Annotated in this window: 4 protein-coding genes; all 4 read left to right on the top strand. The window is 50.2% G+C overall.

Going from position 1 to position 18,355, the window contains the following annotated elements; translation table 11 throughout:
• Window positions 1-2 precede the first annotated feature (2 nt).
• The 4 genes from OGV69_RS22035 to OGV69_RS22020 are packed head-to-tail and all read left to right on the top strand — an operon-like array spanning window position 3 to window position 18,346.
• Window positions 3-1,454 carry a MotA/TolQ/ExbB proton channel family protein gene (locus tag OGV69_RS22035; protein WP_069324489.1) on the top strand — a complete coding sequence of 484 codons (1,452 nt, stop codon included), beginning with the start codon at window positions 3-5 and terminating at the stop codon, window positions 1,452-1,454.
• Complete coding sequence (locus OGV69_RS22030) at window positions 1,447-2,787, top strand: TolC family protein (RefSeq protein WP_162620716.1); 1,341 nt, start codon at window positions 1,447-1,449, stop codon at window positions 2,785-2,787. The genes OGV69_RS22035 and OGV69_RS22030 overlap by 8 nt, the downstream gene beginning before the upstream one ends.
• A 23-nt stretch (window positions 2,788-2,810) precedes the next feature.
• Window positions 2,811-4,052: an HlyD family type I secretion periplasmic adaptor subunit gene (locus OGV69_RS22025; RefSeq protein WP_176722613.1), complete on the top strand. Its 1,242-nt coding sequence runs from the start codon at window positions 2,811-2,813 to the stop codon at window positions 4,050-4,052.
• A 14-nt stretch (window positions 4,053-4,066) separates the two neighbouring features.
• Window positions 4,067-18,346, top strand: coding sequence for an Ig-like domain-containing protein (locus OGV69_RS22020; RefSeq protein ID WP_286469520.1), 14,280 nt, complete (start codon window positions 4,067-4,069; stop codon window positions 18,344-18,346).
• Window positions 18,347-18,355 lie beyond the last annotated feature (9 nt).

Raw genomic sequence — 18,355 nt, 5'->3', positions numbered from 1 at the left:
TAATGAATAACTTAAAGCGGTATCATGCATTTATTATTGCATTAGTGTTCGCATTTCTGCCTGTTATTTTGCTGTGTATTCCCGGCTTACGCGCCTATGTTTTTGAAACATGGCATGTCGCGGCATTCTACAGTTCCATCATTATTATTATGTATCTGACCGGTACATTTATTGTTATTTTCTCATTTATTGAAATAAGTAAGTGTGTAAGCGTATTACGTAATAAGAACGCGCAGAAACACTCTTATTTGCTTGGTGATGCCAACAAGATTGTTTTCTCAGCAAGTCATGGCCTTGATGATGATACTGTTGCCACGCTGTACGAAAGCATGGATAACAGCGTGAATCGTAAGCAGAACCAGAGTCTGGCAGGGGTTATGACCTGCGCAAACCTGTCTACCATGATTGGCCTGTTGGGTACCTTCGCGGGTTTATCAATGACGATTGCCTCGGTCATCACATTACTGGAAAAATCGCAAATCACCGGCGGTAACGAGGCGGATACCTTAGGGATTATCGTCAGTGTGGTCTCCTCGCTTGCTGAACCACTGAAAGGAATGAATACCGCATTCGTTTCATCAATCTATGGGGTAGTGAGCGCTATTTTACTTAATGTGATGTGTTCTTTCCTGCGTGGGGAGTTCACCCGTTTAGCCATCGATTTACGTAATGCGCGCCTTGATTTCGTTAGAGAATGTCATGAGCGCAGTAAAAATTCTGCGCTCGGAAAAACGAAAACCCTGCGTCTGATAACCGATCTTGACGATGTGATCAAAGAGTTCAAAGCGGGCATGTTTGGCTTTCAGGAACGCCTGACTAACGCATTTGACACCAGCAACAACATGCTGAATTCACTTCTTAACTGCACTGTAGAGGGGGCCAGCAAAACGGAGATGTTTAATGATGCCCTTATTGCCGCGGTTCATCGACAGGTTGAACAGTTACAGCATATAGACCAGGGCATCACGTCGAATCATTCCGCTTTACTCGGGATTGAGAAAGAGATCGGCGCATCTACGCAAGCTCTGGTCAACCAGGAAACACACCTTGCAGCGCTAACCGAAAGTCAATCTTTGCTGCAGACCAGTCAGCTACAACTGATGTCTACGGTTGAATCTCAGCGCGGTACGTTGGACGAACTACTGGCCTCGCAAGCGCAGACCCATCATGCCGTCCTGGAGGTCAATGATGGTATTGGACATCTTGATGCAAACGTGGGGGAACTACATACCGTTGCTGAGCGCCACTTTAGCGAGCAGGCTTCACTTCTGGATGGCATCTCCAACGCTGTAGAAACCGCCGAACGCGTCAACCTCGATCGCCACCATGAAACCGTCGCCACGCTGGATAGCCAGTCACAGACGTTTGAACCCTTGCTTGGACAAATTGCCGGAATGCACCGCAATCTGCAAAAAGAAATTAATGTCCTTAAGGAGAAAAAAAGCCATGAATAAATCCGTCATCGCTTTGCTTATCCTCGGGAGTTCGCTGCCGTTGACCATCTGCGCTCATGCAGAAACGGGAGACCATACGTTGCCGCTGCGGACGTTAATTGTGGATGCGTTAAACACGCAACCTTCTGTGGCCATTGCCTCCTGGGAGACCGAAATGCGTCACCAGGAGACAAACATGAGCAAAGCTTCTCTCTATCCGACGTTGGACGTTTCGTCAGAAGCCATCCATAAAAAAACGGACGAACATGATAATGAGCAGAACGTAGAGAATAAATTAACCCTCGCTTACCGTATTGCGGATTTTGGCGTCAGAAGCAGCAATATTTCTAAGTCTGAGCAGCAGGAAGAGGCCAGTAAGTACGATTTCCAACAAGAGTTGCTTACAACCGCACAAAAAACGGCCGATGCCTATTTGTCAGTGGAAAAAACCCGGCAGATACTTGCGGTGATCGATGACGAGAAAATCTTTTACAAGCAGATGCTGAATGATTTTTCCGAACTCATCGCCGCAGGCGCAGCAATGCAATCGGATATTCGTAAAGTTCAGGTATCTATCGACTCTTTAAGCACTCAGGAGTTGAATTTCCGCGCGCAACTGGATACGCAGTTAATGATGCTGCGTAATCTTACGGGAGACAATGTCACCGCTGAAAACCTGGGTAAGCTGCCTGATTTTTTCAATAAATACCTTTTTAATACTGATAAAGATGCCGTTTATAAAAAAATCATGCAGGATAATCCGACGTATCTTTCTTTGACGAAGGCGATATCTGCAGCAAATGCTGAATATTCGGCGGCAAAATCAGCTAATTATCCGGTTGTAGATTTCAACGCCCACTACACGGACAATAATCCTTCCAAAGATGCGCAGCAGGATGATTATGAGGATGAACTCCAGGTTGGCGTTAAAGTAGGCTTTAACATTTTTAATGGCTTTAAGAACCAATCTGAAGTTGCCAAATTTAGCGCAAAATATACCCAGGCAAAACTGGGTCTTGATGATTTTATTTTTAAAACTCGCAATAGTGTTGATGCTTCTGTCTCTAAATATATGACGGGAAAAGATTCATTAGCAATATCTAAACGCTCCTATGAAAATGCCGGGAAACTCATTGAACTATATAAAGAGGAGTTCAAATTAGGTCAAAAATCGCTACTCGACTTTATTTCCAGCAGGAATGAACATTATCAAGCTAACCTGACAATGATTGAGTCACAATTCTCTATCTATCAGGCGAAGCTTGAACAGATGGCTCAACTCGCCGATCTGTTACATGAACTGTATCTGGAACCTGGCCAGATACAGCCTAAAAGCGGTTCTATGTCGCAATGAACAGGAAACAGTGTGACCATCTGATGATGGTCATCGTCGTGATGACCCTCGTCATACTCCTACTTTTTAGCCTGATAAAGATAAATTCGGTCGTACATGGCAGCGGTGTCATTATCACCAAGGATAATACTCAGGTCGTTTCTCTCTCTAAAGGTGGAACGATTGATGCGATTCATGTCGCGGAAGGGGATTTTGTTACCAAAGGCCAGGTCCTTGCCGAAACATCAAACTTTGATATTCAGAAAGAAAACGAACGTACCCAAGCTCAGCACCGCTATCTTGCCTTATATATCAAAGAAATGATGTCTATTTTGGCCTGGAGGCAAGATTATACTCTCTTTGATATTAGCAATATCACGAATCAGGATTTGATTGGTAATATACAATTGTTAATTAGCCAGACCAAAACGAAGGATAATAAAATCAACAGCCTCAATTCCGAAATTGAGCGTTTAGGTATTTCTAAAATCAGCAAGAACAGCGAGCTAATGCTTGTTCAGGAAGAGGTTAATCTTCTTTCTCCTTTGGTTAAAAAGGGTATCAGTTCTTATACCACTCTGTTGGCAAAAAAACAGGCAGTAGAGCGTCTCAAGTCTGAGCTTATCGATCTTGAAAGCCAGGTAGTAGCGAAATCAGAAGAGATAAAGGTGATCCATAGCGAAATTAATGATGATATCTTTACTTTTCGTAATACTTTGTCGAAAAACCTGGTCGATGCTCAACATGAAGCTGCGCTTAATGACTCTGCCATGAGTGTATTACAAAAGCAGATGAAAGAATCTCGCGTCCGATCGCCCATTGATGGCGTGATTTATCAAATTAACAAAAATGCCTTCACCAAAGGCGGTGTGATACAGGCTGCTGACTCGCTGTTTGAGATTAAACCAATGTCAACCAAAATGCTCGCGGAAGTAAAAATTCAGCCTAAAGATCGCGATCAAATTTATGTTGGTGGTTCGGTTAACGTGAAAATTCTCTCATTTATTCTCTCGGGCTCAAAACATTATACCGGTGTAGTAGAGCAAATCAGTCCTGACTCCTACGAAGATACGGTTAATGGAAATACGGTGAGGTATTACAAAGCTATCGTAGAGTTCACTATCGGTACAAAAGAACGTGATGTTATCAAACCTGGGATGACGGTAGATGCTTTCATTATTACAGGTAACCACAGCATATTAAAATACCTTGCCTCGCCATTGCTGCGTGGCCTTCAACAAGTTTTCAGTGAGCCGGTCATCACTGACAGTAAATCAACTCATTAATTCAGGGTGATAATATGAGTAATACTATTTTCGCAAGCAACGATTCAATTGTCGACTTACAGCAGTATGGTGCTATGGATAGTGCCAAAGTCGTCATTAGTGGGACCGACTTTAAATTTATTTTTCCGGGTAATGTGGTGGTTAACGTTATTAACGGCGCTCTTTATTCAAGCCTTGAAAATAACCACGTTCAATTCAAATTCCAGGGGCAGGATGTTTCAGGCCAGCAACTGCTGAAAACGATCGACTTAAGCAATCTTCAACTTGAACGGCTTGACTCTGCACTATCAGATCAGCGTCAGGATCGCGTGCTGAAAGATAATATTAATAAAATCAGCGAGATTAATGCGAAAGACCTTGAGGAAGCTAAAAAAGAGGCTGCTGATCTGAAGCATGAAGCAGAAAAAATGCGTGCTGAAGCTGAAGAGGCGCAAAAAGCTTCTGCAGAAGTTCAAAAGCAGCTTGAGGAGTTCCTAAATGATAAAGCGCAGAGCAATGGCCAAAATGGCGCAGCCTCTCAGAACCAGGGAGAAGAGCAGCTGGATGCCAGCCTTTACCATAAGAAATATGATGATGACTCTGTGGCTGAGGCCAGTCGACTCGTTTTCTCTGATTACTCATCCAGTTCGTCCAGTTCTTCAAGTTCATCAGAATCTGATGAAACACCCATCGACGTAAAACCTATTGATGTGGCTCTTAAGCTTGATGACGGCAGTGATTCTGGGATAAAAAACGATAATATTACCAACGTCACCACACCGCAGTTTGTTGGTTCTACCGATCCCGGATTGACAGTTTCACTGCGCATTGATGGTGTGGTTGTCGCCGTCACGACCTCCGATGCGATGGGCAACTTTTCATTCAATAGCGGCACGGTGCTGGCTGACGGACAACACAACGTCCAGGTCGATGTGACGGACGGGCAGGGGGGAAGCGGTAGCGCGAAAATTATCGTAACCATTGATACCGTCATCGCAGCTCCCACTTTCGAACTCGACGATCAGTACGCTATTCCTGCAGCCGATCGCATTGAGGGTGAAAATCTTACCCGTTTTACCGATGCGAAAATAATTGGTGAAGCCGAAGCAGGATCGCAGGTTGCTATCTATGCCAATGGCGTTCTGCTTACCACAGTCACCGTAGATTCTGATGGCGCCTGGTCGTATCAGTTTAGTGGTTCAGAATTAAATGAAGGCATTAATAATATTGAGATTGATGCGACGGATAAAGCGGGAAACACGGCATCAACAACCGGCGTTATTACGCTGGATACGATTCCCCCAGAAACACCCGTTATTATTCTTGATGAATCCAGTGATACGGGGATGTCCTCGATCGATAGCCTGACTAATGATAAAACGCCTTCTCTGCATGGTAATGCTGAACCGAACTCAACGCTCGAGTTATATCTGAATGGCTACAAAGTGGCCGATATCAGCGTGGATTCCATGGGGAACTGGCAATATACACTGCCGGAAAATAAAATCACCGCTGATGGTATTTATACTTTTGAAGTGGTCTCTTCCGATCGTGCGGGTAATACCTCAACCGCACAAATAGATGTGACTGTCGATACCGATATTGATGCATTCACACTGGCAATGACTAGCCAGTCAGACAGCGGAGTTGCCGGGGACAATTATACCAACGATATTTATCCAGCGTTTACCGGTAAAACTGACCCAAATAGTCATATTGTGATCACTAACCTGACGACCGGGGAAAAAATTGAAATTGATGCTTCACAGAGTGGTAATTTCAGCTTTAACCTGGCGCAGGCCTCTGCAGAAGGGCTGAACGAACTCTCAATCACCGTAACTGATTATGCGGGCAACCAGCAAACCTTCAGCTACGAATATACTATTGATACGGTTGCTCCCGTATCGCCCGATATTGAACTGGATAAATACACCGTTTCAAAATCAGGCGATATTCTGACAAACGACGCCACGCCAGTCTTTACCGGTACAGCAGAAGCGGGCAGTACGGTGACGATTTATATTGATGGCAAGGCCTGTGGCACGGTGACGGCAAACCACGATGGTATCTGGTCGTTTACTTTGCCAAGCGATCTGGCTGATGGTAGCTATACTGCAGTGGCTTATGCGACTGACCTTGCGGGAAACGTTTCTCCATCATCTGCCGATTGTACTTTCACTGTCGATACCAGCACAACGTCACCGGTTGCCACGTTGCAGGCTGAAGATGATACGGGGATAAGCCAGACTGACTGGATCACCCGGCAAAATGATAATTTAACAATTGACGGGACTGCTGAAAAATACGCCACCATTACAGTGATGGTTGACGGTAAAGCCGTGGGCACTACCCAGGCTGATGCTAATGGCAACTGGCAGTTCGAATATGACCCTAATCCGGCTCTTTCCGATGGCGATTATACGCTGACTATTCAGGCTCAGGATGAGGTGGGGAACACATCGAGCAGTAGTTACGATCTGGTCATTGATACCATTACCGTCACGCCGTCGCTTAAATTAGACACGGGTTCAGATACGGGATCGTCGAATGATGATGGTATTACCAAGGAAACGCAGCCGTTGTTAACCGGAACGGCTGAAGCCAACGCGACGATCGAGATCTTTATTGATGGTACCGTAGTCGGTCAGGTTGTCTCTGATAAAAATGGCGTCTGGAACTATCGTATCCCGGAAGAGGCGAGCTTAGCTGATGGCGAGCATGCCGTCGTTGTACGTGCAACAGATGCCGCCGGCAACAGCGCAAACTCGACCACGCTGGATATTGTGGTCGATAGTACGATGGAAACACCCACAATCCATCTTGATAGCGATAGCGGCATAAGTGATGCCGATCGCATTACCAATAACGCTTCCCCGATTTTCTCTGGTTCAGCCGAGGCTTATTCCAGCATCACTATTTATCAGGACGGGAAGGCCATCGGGAAAGTCAGCGCGGATGCTAACGGAAATTGGTCTTATAGCTTCACGGGATCGCAGGCGTTGACCGATGGAAGCTACATTTTTTATATCACGGCAACAGATGTCGCCGGCAACTCAGCGACTTCAGAAAAAATTCAGGTCACCATTGATACCCAGGTTTCTATCCCTACGCTGGATCTGGCGGATGCGTCAGACACCGGCAACCTCAACAGCGACAACATCACCAGCGACACCACGCCAACATTCTCGCTGGGCAATATCGATGCTGACGTGATCAGCGTGCAGGTCATTATCAACGGCACCGCCTATGACGCCGTGCAGTCAGAGGGCAAGTGGACCTTTACCGCCCCGGTGCTGGCGGACGGCGACTACAGCGTCAGCGTGCAGGTCACCGATGACGCGGGGAACGTGCAGACCTCCACGGCGCTGGCTGTGACGGTGGACACCAGCGTGGCGGCGCCGGTGATCACCCTGAGTGACGACACCGGTATTACCGGCGATAACCAGACCCGCGACACCACGCCGGGCTTTGCCATCACCACGGATAACGACGCCGTCAGCGTGATGGTGAGCATTGACGGCGGTAAGCCGGTGGCGGCGACAAAGGCCGCGGACGGGCAGTGGCATATTGACAGTACCGCGCTGGCCGACGGCGACCACACCATCGTGGCCACCGTCACCGACCTGGCCGGCAACACCGCGGACTCGGCCATCCTGACCTTTACGGTGGACACCACGCTGTCGGTGCCGACCATCGATCTGGCGGATGCGTCAGACAGCGGCAGCCTCAACAGCGACAACATCACGAACGACACCACGCCGGCCTTCACGCTGGGGAATATCGATGCGGATGTGACGAAGGTGCAGGTTCTTATCAACGGCACCGCCTATGACGCCGTGAAGGCTGAGGGCAAGTGGACCTTTACCGCCCCGGAACTGGCGGACGGCGACTACAGCATCAGCGTGCAGGTGACCGATGACGCCGGCAACACCGCAACCTCGGCGGCGCTGGCTATCACGGTGGATACAGAGGTTCTGCCAGTCAATATTGTGCTGGATAAGACGTCTGACACGGGAGAGAGCTCGACAGATAATTATACTGCGGACACAACACCGACGTTTAAGTTCAGCAATATTCCGGACGATGTCGCCACTATTACCCTGACGTTGAGCACCGGGCAGCACTACACAATAGATCTGAGCAAGAGTACTTCTTTCACCCTACCTGATGAGTTGCAAGATGGCAGTTACACTGCAACTGTGACGGTGACTGACGTGGCAGGTAACAGTGCTGACAGTAAGATTAGCTTTACTATCGATACCATTGTCGATAAACCGACAGTCGAACTTGCGACGGTATCTGATTCGGGTGACAGCCAGACCGATGGGCTGACTAATGAGACGAAGCCGCAATTCCAGATTAGTGGCGTGGATACTGATGACGTCAATACGATTACGATAGCGATTGTGAGTAGCGATGGCAGCTACAAAGATAGTTGGACACTGGACAGTGAAACCTACGAAAGCGGAGCATGGGCTTGTCCGGTTGCGCTGGACGATGGGCAATATACGATAACTGTCACGGTTGAAGACATGGCGGGTAATCAGAGCACCTCTGACGCTGCCAGGTTTGAAATAGATACTGTCACTCACATCGACTCTATCGTGCTTCTGGATGATACCGGTTCAAGCACCACCGATAACCAAACCAATGTGAATACACCTGAGTTTGCGATCGGCGTGCCGGATGATGTCACGCATGTCAGCATAATGATTGATGGTAAAGCGGCTGGTGAAGCTTCTAAGCAGACTGATGGAAAGTGGCATTTTTCCACCGCGGTGCTCGCCGATGGAGCACATACTGTGTCGGTTACCGTAACAGATGAAGCGGGTAATACCAGTAATAAAGATCTCAATTTTACGGTTGATACGACCCTTTCTGTGCCGACGCTGCAGCTTTCAAGCGATAGCGATACGGGGCACAGTGATTCAGATAATGTCACTCAGGATGTGCGCCCAACGTTTGTGATCGGCAATATTGATAGCGACGTTGTCAGCGTTTCACTGACGATTAACGGTCAGACATGGCCTATTACGGTTGAAAATGGCAGTGCTACCTTTACCGTTCCCGCCGATCTGCCGGATGGGATTTGGCAGGCCCAATTGACGGTTGTTGATGATGCAGGTAATGAAAAGACGACCTCACTCTCCGTGACCATTGACACCTCCACCAGCGTGGACGGTATTACTCTGCAAAGTGATACCGGCGTGCAAAACGACTGGATGACCAACGATTCCACCCCAACGTTTGCCATCACCGCGCCTGCTGATGCGCATGCTGTCACTGTCAGCATAGGCTCACTGACTCAGGATGCCATTTTCCAGGAAGGGAAGTGGGTGGTGACTCTGCCATCTGCCCTTGCGGACGGTGAATATACGCTTACGGTGACCGTTACGGATGACGCAGGCAATACGGCGAATCGCGCGCAAACATTCACCATTGACACCACCCTGGAGCCGCTCACCGTCAAGATGATGGCGGCGGATGACAGTGGTGTGGTAGGCGACAATGTTACCAACGACACAAAACCTACGTTTGAACTAGGCAATGTGCCGGCAGATGTTTACAGCATCGAAGTGACGTTGAACGGCGCGACGACAACCGTTAAGAAACAAGCGGACGGCAGTTGGACCTATACTCCAGAAACCGCCCTTGTTGAAGGGAAATATACGCTGGATGTACGCGTTACTGATGAAGCAGGAAACCAAAGAACGTCGACATATGATTTCACCGTGGATACCTCGGTGGATATTAATTCCATCACTCTGACGACAGATACCGGGGATTCGTCCTCCGATGGCATTACGAATGCTGCCCAACCGATATTTAACGTCACCACCTCTGATGATGTTGTCAGCCTGACGGCAACGATTAACGGTCTTGCCTGTACCGTGGTGAAAAATGCCAACGGTGACTGGACCGTCACCTCGCCGATACTCTCTGTCGCTGGAGATTACACGCTGACCGTTACCGTTGAAGATGCTGCAGGGAACACTACCAGCGACACGAAAACGATCACCTTTGATAACCAGCTTTCCGTACCGACTATTGCGTTCGACGCGGGTGATGACACGGGTTATGACGCTACCGATCATTTGACGAGTAACAATAAGCCCACGTTCCTGATAAGCAACATGGACAGCGACGTGACGCATGCCGTCATTACGCTTGATGGGGTGCCGATTACGCTGACGCAGGATGGCAGCGGTAACTGGAGCTTTACGCCGCCATCGGCACTTTCGGATGGCAATCATAAAATGATCCTGGAAGTGCAGGATCGGGCGGGAAATACTTCAACGCAGACCTTCTCCTTCACCGTTGATACCTCGCTAAACACGCCGACGATTGATCTTGTCAGCGCATCTGATACGGGTGACAGCAGTGAAGATAATCTGACGTCGAAGACGCAGCCTGAATTTATTATCAGCAATGTCGACAGCGATATATATTCCGTGGTTGTCACGCTAAATAATAACGACTATATCGCGACGAAAAACGCCGAAGGGGAGTGGGTATTCCAGGCTCCTAAACTGGCCGATGGGGACTATACGATAACGGTCACGGCAACCGATAAAGCGGGGAACGAACGGACGTCCGATCTCGATTTTACCATTGATACCACGGTGGCAATCGATCAGATTACCATGTCTGATGATACCGGTTTCTCTTCGGATGATCATTTAACGAACGATACCATCCCAAGCTTTGATATTAGGGTTGCCGCAGATGTTACGCATGTCTCGGTGGCACTGGACGGCGGTGATGCCCAGACGCTGACGAAAACCAATGGCAAGTGGACCTACACCGCCAGCTCGGCGTTGACCGATGGTGAGCATTCGATTGTCGTCAACGTGATGGATAAAGCGGGCAACACAACCCAGGAAACTTTCACCTTTACTATCGATACAACGCTTACACCTGTGACGGTGGATCTTAAAGACGAGGACGACAGCGGCAGCAGCTCCGCCGATAATTACACTAACAATACCCAGCCGACGTTTGAGTTTGGTTCGCTGGATAAAGATGTTTATAGTCTGACGGTGAACCTGAACGGCAAAGATATTCCTGTGGATTTGACCAGTCAGCCGGTGAGTTTTACGCCGGATGAAGCGCTGGCAGACGGCACTTACACCTTAATTGCCACGGTGACGGATAACGCCGGAAATACCAAAGAAACTCCGCTGACCTTCACCATTGATACGCAAACGTCGGTATCGGTGGACTTTGTCGTCGGTGACGACACGGGCTATTCCGACAGCGATAACATAACGAAGAGCAATGCCCCTGAATTTGAAATCAGCGTTCCGGCGGATGTGGAGTCGGTGAGCGTTACCCTCAACGGCACGGTGACTTCGTTGACGAAGGATGAGTCCGGCCGCTGGATCTACTCGGCTCCGGCACTGGCAGATGGCAACTACACTCTCGACGTTTCAGTAGTGGATAAAGCGGGTAACACCGCCAGCACTGAACTCAAATTTGTCGTGGATACCACCCTTAGCACGCCAACAATCGATTTAGCGGCTGCAAGTGATACGGGGACCTTGTCAAACGATCACCTAACCAACGATACGACGCCATATTTCACGCTCGATAATATCGATAGCGATGCTTATAGCGTCACTGTCACTATCAACAATAAAACCTATAACGCGACGGAAAAGAATGGAGTATGGGGCTTGCAGTTACCCGATGCTGATGCCCTCCCGGATGGAACTTATACCGCAACTGTTAAGGTTGAAGATGATGCAGGCAATACCAAATCATCCTCAATGAGCTTTACCGTTGATACCATTTGCTCAGCACCTGTTCTGGCGCTGGATAATGGCAGCAACAGCGGCAGCACTGATGATAACATCACCAACGTGACGAAACCGGTTATCAATATCAGCGGCGTACCTGCCGATATCGCCAGTATAACGGTAACTCTTGGTGACACGACGCTGTCACTGGATCCGTCGACAACGAGCTGGCAGGTACCGCAAAGCCTGGCGGATGGCGCATATAGCGTGGTCGTGACCTTTACGGATAATGCGGGTAACAGCGCATCGACAACCTATAACTTTACCGTTGATACGGTGGTTGATTCTCCTGCCGTGCTGCTGCTGGATGATACCGGGCAGAATACCACCGATAACCTGACTAACGTCTCAGTGCCGCGTATCCAGATTAGCGCGGCGGAGGAACTCACCTCCGTCACCGTCACGCTCAATGGGCGCACGCAGACGCTGGAGAAAAACGCCCAGGGCGAGTGGATTTATACCGCTGACATGCTAGCGGATGGCACTTACACCGCAACCGTGGAGATGGTCGATGTCGCGGGCAACCACCAGACAGAGACCCTGACTTTTACGATTGACACTCAGATCCCGCAGCCAACCATTTCGATGGATAGCGCCAGTGATTCTGGCGATAGCTCAAGTGATTCGTTAACCAATGATACGCAGCCGACGTTCATAGTTTCCGGCGTGCCGGACGATGTTGATACCGTGTTTGTTGTTATAAACGGTGCGAAATATACGGCGACACAAAATGAAGCTGGGGAATGGACGGTTACCTCAGCCAATCTGGCGGATGGTAACTACACCGCAGAAGTGACCGTTACGGATAAAGCCGGTAATACCGCTGAAAGCAGCATGAATTTTACCATCGACACACACGTTGCGCTGTCGGTGGAGTTGCTGGCCTCTTCTGATACAGGCTCTTCGCAGACGGATAAAATTACCAAAGATACGTCACCTACGTTCGGCGGTCTGACGGACAAAGACGCAACGCTGGTGGTGACCGTGCTGGATGAGAGCGGTAATGCGATTCAGACCCAAACGATCGCTCCTGCCTCGGACGGGACCTGGTCTATTACGCTGGGTGATTTGACTGATGGCAACTATACCATCTCGGTTACCGCGACCGATAAGGCCGGAAACACCCAGGCAAGCAACATTGATTTTGTTATCGATACAGTAGTTAACGCGCCGGGTGTTGCATTGAGCGAGTCCGATCCCGGGAATAACCATGAAGCCTTAAGTCTGGCGCCAGAATTCAGTGGTACTGCGGAAGCAGGATCGACGCTGGTGATAAGTATTGATGGCGTTACTGTCGCCAGTGTTGTGGCGGACAGCAACGGAACATGGTCATGGACGCCGCCGAGCGCCATTAACTCTGGCGATCATATTATTAGCGTTGTCGCGACCGACAAAGCGGGTAACGTCTCTGATGCCACTAACTTCGCCTTTATCATTCCGCTGATCGACGTCGATCCACCGACACTGCAGCTACAAACCGCATCGGATAGCGGCTCCATTGGTGACTTTGTCACTAATGATACGACGCCATCAATTACCGGGACATCGCTGCCGGGCAGCACCGTGACGATTTATGTTAACGGTGAGGTGGTTGGTACCGCGGCAACGGACTCAACCGGACGCTACAACTTTAACCTGCCAGAAATGGCTGAAGGGACCTACAGCATTGAGGTGAGCGTCATTAACCCGAACAACGGGGAGGAGGTAAAATCTGACCCTGCAAGTCTGGTCATTGACACGCATGTGGTTCCTCTTGACTGGGATATTAACGGATTAAACGATGAAGGGTATCTGAACACCAATACCCCGGTAGTGAGCGGAATCTCTGAACCCGGCGCGCATATCAAAGTGATGATTGACGGTCGTGTAGTGGTGGAAACGGTCGCCGCCAGTGATGGTAAATGGCTGGCATCGGTTACAAACATTGGCGCTGACGGAGAGCATGAGATTAGCTTCTCGGTAACAGATGTGGCGGGTAACACAGAAACCTTCGGCCCGGAGAGTTTTGTTCTCGATACCTATATTGCGCCACTGACCGTTGATTTACGCGATACGGATGATACCGGCGCCAGCGATACCGACAACATCACCCAAAAAACCAGCGTTCACCTTGACGGTACCGCAGAAGCGGGCTCAACCGTTACGATCGCCAATACGCAGGGCAAGATTCTGGCTACCATTACCGTGGATAGCGATGGTGCATGGAGTTCGCAAATTACGCTGCAGGAGGGGATGCAAACCTTTGTGGTGACTTCCACCGATGCTGCTGGCAATACCGTCTCCAAAAATATCGATATTACCCGCGATACGCAAAATAGCATCACTGACGTTGTCCTGAGCCGGGATTCCAACAGTGCGGACACGCTGGATGCCATCACCAAAGTGACGACGCCAACCCTGACGGCAGTCACCGATCCTAATGCGACGGTTGATGTTTATGTCAATGGCGAAAAAGTTGCCACGGTAACCGCCGATGCGGCAGGGACAGTGAGCTGGACGATGCCGGAAAGTGACGACGGTTCTTATGATATTAAAATGGTGTCGACGGATGCGGCAGGCAATACAGCAACCAGTGCAACGACTACCGTTGTTATTGATACCGCGGTTGATACTTTTAGCGTCGATACGCTGCCGGACCTGACCAATAGTAAAGCGCTGAGTGTCACAGGTACCGGTGAAAGCGGCGCCACGATTACCGTCTATTTAAATGGTGTCGCGGCAGGCCAGGTTACCGTAGCGGCTGATGGCAGTTGGACGGTACCGCTGATCCTCAAAGAAGATGGCGAGTACAGCCTGACGGTACAGATCACGGATGTGGCCGGAAACAGCCAGACCAGCGATCCATTTGTCTTCACGCTGGATAGCCATACCGATTACCCGACCATCAACCTGGATGACGCGTCTAACTCAGGCTCGCTGGATGACAACATAACCAGCGACAATACGCCAGCCTTCCATGGTACGGGAGAGCCGGGGGCGACGATTTCTATTCTGGTGGATGAAAAAACGGTCGCAACGGTAACGGCGGATGCCGAAGGTAACTGGACGTGGCAATACCCGACTACGTTGGCTGACGGTGAATATTCCATCCGCGTAGTGGCGGAAGATGCGGCGGGCAATACCGCAGAATCTGCGCGTATCCTGGTGACCGTCGATACCAGTACCTGGATCCAACTGGATAAAATGAATCCGGATGGTGGAATTTACAGTAACGACTATGTTACTTCCCGAACGACGCCGACGTTCCAGATCAACGGTGAAACGGGCCAGCCGGTCAAGGTTTATATTGATGGTAAATATGTTGAAACCATTACCATCAGCGGGCGAGACTATCAATATACCATTCCAGAAGCACTTACTGATGGTAGCCATACTATCCGTTTTGATATCGCTGATGCGGCGGGGAATACCGCCTCTACCGGCGATCAGAGTTTCACGATAGATACAGTCAATAATACCCCTGTTACGCTTGATAGCATTAACGATGACAGCGTCGCTGACCATACTGTAGACGGCACTATCTATATCAACGATATTTCCGGTGGGGTAAAACTTAGCGGGACGGTGGAAGCAAATAGCCTGGTTGATGTCACGATCAACGGGATGAACATTGGCGAGACCTGGGCAAACGGCAAGGGGATATGGAGTGTTAATATTAACCAACTGCTGCTCTCTGATGGCACCTGGAACGTCACCGTAACCTCTAAAGACAGAGCCGGGAATACCAACTCGTCAACCTTTACCATTGTGGTTGATACCTCCATCAGCCAGTTCACCGCCAACGTGCAGGACGACAAAGACAGTTCGGCCGATAAATGGGTAGTTAACAACCGCACGCCTGTCTTTAATGGCGTCGGTGAGGCGGGGGCTACTGTCACCCTGATGGTGGCAGGGATGGTGGTGGCTACCACCACAGTTGCCGCCGATGGCACCTGGAGCATCAAGGCCAGCGCGTTGCCTGAAGGGACCAGCAATTTAACCTTCACCATTAAAGATACTGCCGGCAATACCCAAACCATTAACCATGACATTCTGGTCGATAGCGTTGCGCCAAATACGCCAACAGTAGAGATCTCTTCCTGGAACGAAGAGGGGAACCTGTGGATCCTCTCAGGCAAGGCGGAAGCGGGAACGACCATTGTTATCAAGGATGAGTCCGGCAACGTTATCACCACGGTTAATGTCAACAGCTCCGGCAGTTGGAGTACCGCGATTAACTATCCTGATGGCGGTAAAATCAGTATTCAGGCAGAGGATTCTGCCACCAATATCAGCGTGCCTGTCGACCTTGATGTGATGTTCACGACGCCAGCCGTGGCGCTGGATGTGACCTCAGACGGTGGTGCGCTGGGCGACAACCTGACCAATGACTCAACCCCGACGCTGGTTTTGAGTAACATCGAGAAGGATGTCGTTGCGGTGAGCGTAACGATTGATGGAACGACGGTGCAGGCAACGAAGATCAGCGATGGCGTCTGGACCGTAACATGGGGAACTCCGCTAAGTGACGGCGAATGTGACGTTCAGGTGAGCGCAACGGATGCGGCAGGAAATATCGCAACGCAATCCTTTAGCTTTACTATTGATACGGTGCTCAGCGCGCCGGTCATCGCCATGGATGCGGCAAGCGATACTAGCACGGTGGGCGATAACATCACGCAAACCGTTAAACCGACGTTTGTCGTGACTAACGTTGACGATGATGTGACGAAGGTAGAGGTGACCTTAAACGGCAATACGCAAACCCTGACCAAAGACGCTTCGGGTAACTGGATCTATACGCCGGAAACCCCGCTGGCAGACGGTAACTGGACCGTTGAGGTGAAAGTAACCGATGCGGCAGGGAATACTAAGCAGTCCAGTCTGGATTTCACCGTCGACACTAGTATCAGTACGCCGACGGTGGCTCTTGATGCCAGCAGCGATACCGGTGATGTCGGTGACAACCTGACGAATGAGACGACGCCAACCTTTATCCTGAGCAATATTGACCCGGATGTCACTTCGGTGATGGTGACACTGAACGGCGAAACGCACAGCGCAACCAAAGATGAGCAGGGTAACTGGACGTATACGCCGGAAACTGCGCTGTCAGACGGTAGTTGGACCCTGAAGGTGAAAGTCACGGATGGCGCAGGTAACACTGCGGAATCTTCACTGGATTTCACCATTGACAGTACGCTAAGCACACCAACAGTAATGATGGATACGGACAGTGACACCGCAACGGCAGGGGATAATATCACCAGGGATACGACGCCAACCTTTATCCTGAGTAATATCGACCCGGACGTCACGTCGGTGATGGTGACGCTGAACGGTGAAACGCACAGCGCAACCAAGGATGAGCAGGGTAACTGGACGTATACGCCGGACACCCCGCTGGCGGACGGCAGCGGAACGTTGGTGGTGACCGTGACCGATGCGGCGGGCAATAGCGCGGATGCGTCCCTGGATTACACCATCGACACCACGGTCAGCACGCCGACAGTTTCCCTGGATGCGGGTAGCGATAGCGGTGCCTCAGGGGACAACCTTACTAAGGACGACACCCCAACGTTTATCCTGAGTAACATCGATCCTGATGCAACTACCGTAACGGTGACCATAAACGGCGAAACCCACAGCGCCACGCAGGATGAATCAGGCCACTGGACCTGGACACCTGAAGAGGCGCTGGCTGAAGGCACCTGGACGTTGGTGGTGAATGTCAGCGATGCGGCAGGTAATACCGCCAGCCAGTCGGTTGAGTTCACGGTTGATACCCATGTCGATAATTTTGATGTGACTTTCGATGGTACGAGTAGCCAGGAGCAAACCTGGCAGACCGATGAGTCAACCTTATCGTTTAGCGGGCATGGCGAAGCGGGAGCCGTGGTTAGCGTCTCACTGGATAATGGCGATGTGCTGACGGCAAACGTGGATAAAGACGGTAACTGGAATCTCCAGCTTGAGGATGTGGCGCAGGGCGAGCATCAGCTTACCTTCACCATTACCGACGTGGCGGGTAACACCAGCACCGTAACGCATGATGTGGATGTTGGAACCGATGACCCGGTGTCGCTACGCAGCAGTCTGTACAGTAGCGAGCAGGACACCAGGGACACCATAGAAGTGGAGTCGTCGCATCCGGTCTTTGAGTTCAACCTGGACGCCAGCATTACCCATGCCAGCGTTGAACTGGACGGTGTCACGCATCCGCTGGTGCCTTCGCCGTCTGGCCCTACGCAGTTCGACGTGCCTGTGGCGCTGGAGGATGGCCCACATTCTCTGGTGTTGCGCACGCAAGACAGTGCCGGGAATAGCGAACGTCAGGATATCGCCTTTACGGTGGATACCAGTAGCCGCAGCGTCGTTGCAGGTATGGACGACGCCCGCAGCGATGAGAGTGACGCGCCGCATTCTGCAGCGGATCAATCCTCTTCGCATGAAGCAGCCAGCTTCGCGGCACAAGTGATGAGCATTAGCCAGAGTGTCGAAGATAATCAGGACGATCAGCAACATCACCATCAATAAATAACCGTT

Origin of the sequence: Citrobacter sp. Cc139 (genome assembly GCF_030334645.1) — a bacterium.
Lineage (GTDB): Bacteria > Pseudomonadota > Gammaproteobacteria > Enterobacterales > Enterobacteriaceae > Citrobacter > Citrobacter werkmanii.
The sequence above is the reverse complement of the archived record's forward strand: the minus strand, read 5'-3'. Positions and strand labels throughout refer to the sequence as shown.

Bases quoted from the DNA above. Each gene is read 5' to 3' on its own strand.
- OGV69_RS22035 (WP_069324489.1), top strand. From the start codon at position 3: ATGAATAACTTAAAGCGGTATCATGCATTTATTATTGCATTAGTGTTC.
- OGV69_RS22030 (WP_162620716.1), top strand. From the start codon at position 1,447: ATGAATAAATCCGTCATCGCTTTGCTTATCCTCGGGAGTTCGCTGCCG.
- OGV69_RS22025 (WP_176722613.1), top strand. From the start codon at position 2,811: ATGATGGTCATCGTCGTGATGACCCTCGTCATACTCCTACTTTTTAGC.
- OGV69_RS22020 (WP_286469520.1), top strand. From the start codon at position 4,067: ATGAGTAATACTATTTTCGCAAGCAACGATTCAATTGTCGACTTACAG.